The sequence below is a fragment of the Cryobacterium sp. RTC2.1 genome (genome assembly GCF_035018685.1).
Taxonomy (GTDB): Bacteria; Actinomycetota; Actinomycetes; order Actinomycetales; family Microbacteriaceae; genus Cryobacterium; species Cryobacterium glucosi.
The window spans coordinates 1-1,257 of record NZ_JASJXJ010000305.1 but is presented as its reverse complement, the minus strand read 5'-3'; the positions used below and the strand labels follow the sequence as shown (position 1 = coordinate 1,257).

Below are 1,257 nucleotides of genomic sequence, written 5' to 3'. Positions count from 1 at the left end.
GCGTGTAGCTGCCGATCGGCAGGAGTCCCGTGAGAACCACGCTTCCGGTGCCGTGCTGGTCGGTGACGGTGACGCTGCCGGTGGCCACGAGGGCGGAGGTGCGGGTGTTGCGCACCTCGACCGTGCGCGGTCCGTCCAGATCCGAGGTGACGTCGACGGTCATCGCGTGGGCGCTTCCGCGCGGCACCAGTGTCGGTGAGGAGGCCGGCTGCAGGGCGGCGGAGACGCTCGTTCGGGCCGGGGCGATGGTGATCGTCGACGTGGTCTCGGAGGCCTCGAATCCGGTGGCTGGAACGAAGGCGAAGCGCAGGTCGGTGCTTCCCGCGTGGAGGGCGGTCGTGGGGATGCTGAGCGTCTGGGTCAGCTTGGACGACTCGGTGAGCAGGGTCTGGCCCGCCCAGACCTGGATCGTCCCCTTCACCACGGTGCCGTAGTCGGCGTTCGGCGCCGTCACGACGGCGGAGGCGTTGATCACCGTACCGAGGGTGAACGGCGGGTTGTAGACGGTGGCGACGATCTGGGTCGGGTCAGGGACGATGACCGCGCCGACCTGGTAGTGGCCGGAGCTGGGCTTGAACAGGGCGGATCCCGCGTAGTCGGCGGTGATGTACGGATCGGAAAGGAGGGTGACCTGCTTCTCCGCCGAGCCGTCCACGAGGGTGAGGGTCTCGGTGGTCCCGTCGATGGTGAGGTCGACGGTTCCGTCCGGCTTCATCGACGTGGCGTAGGTCGGGGCGACCGTCACGGTCACGGTCGCCGGTCCGTTCACCGCGGCGGCGGCATCCGTGCTGATGGTGACCTCGGTGTCGGCGAGGAACGACCAGATGCGCACGTTCGAGGTGCCGGCGGCGACGGCGGTGCCGGCCGGTTCGAAGCTGAAGCTGAGCGGATGCGAGCCCGGATCGAGCGGAGCCATGCCGCTCAGGGAGGCGCGGGCGACGTGCGGGTCGCCGGGCGCGAGGGCCAGGGCGACCCGGGCGCCGAGGGGGACGGCGCCGTCGAGGAACTGTACGGTGCCCATCGGGTCGCCGTCCGGAACGGTGACCTCGGCCGAGAGGACGGGTGTCGCGCCGAAGCCGTCGAATCCGATGCTGAGCACGGGCTCGATCAGTGCGGGCGCGACCGCCGTCGACGGGGTGACGCCCGCCGCCTGGGCGGGTGCCGCAACGGTGACGGCCGGAACGACGCCGGCGACGAGGGCGACGACCACGAGCATGGCGACCCGCCCGCCGGCGGCGGTCAGGGGCAGGGTGCGCT

1 protein-coding gene is annotated in these 1,257 nt (G+C 71.5%); it reads right to left on the bottom strand.

The features are described from left to right. Positions 1 to 1,257 (bottom strand): hypothetical protein (locus QN357_RS18980; protein ID WP_323505397.1); only part of this gene is annotated, 1,257 nt, incomplete at both ends.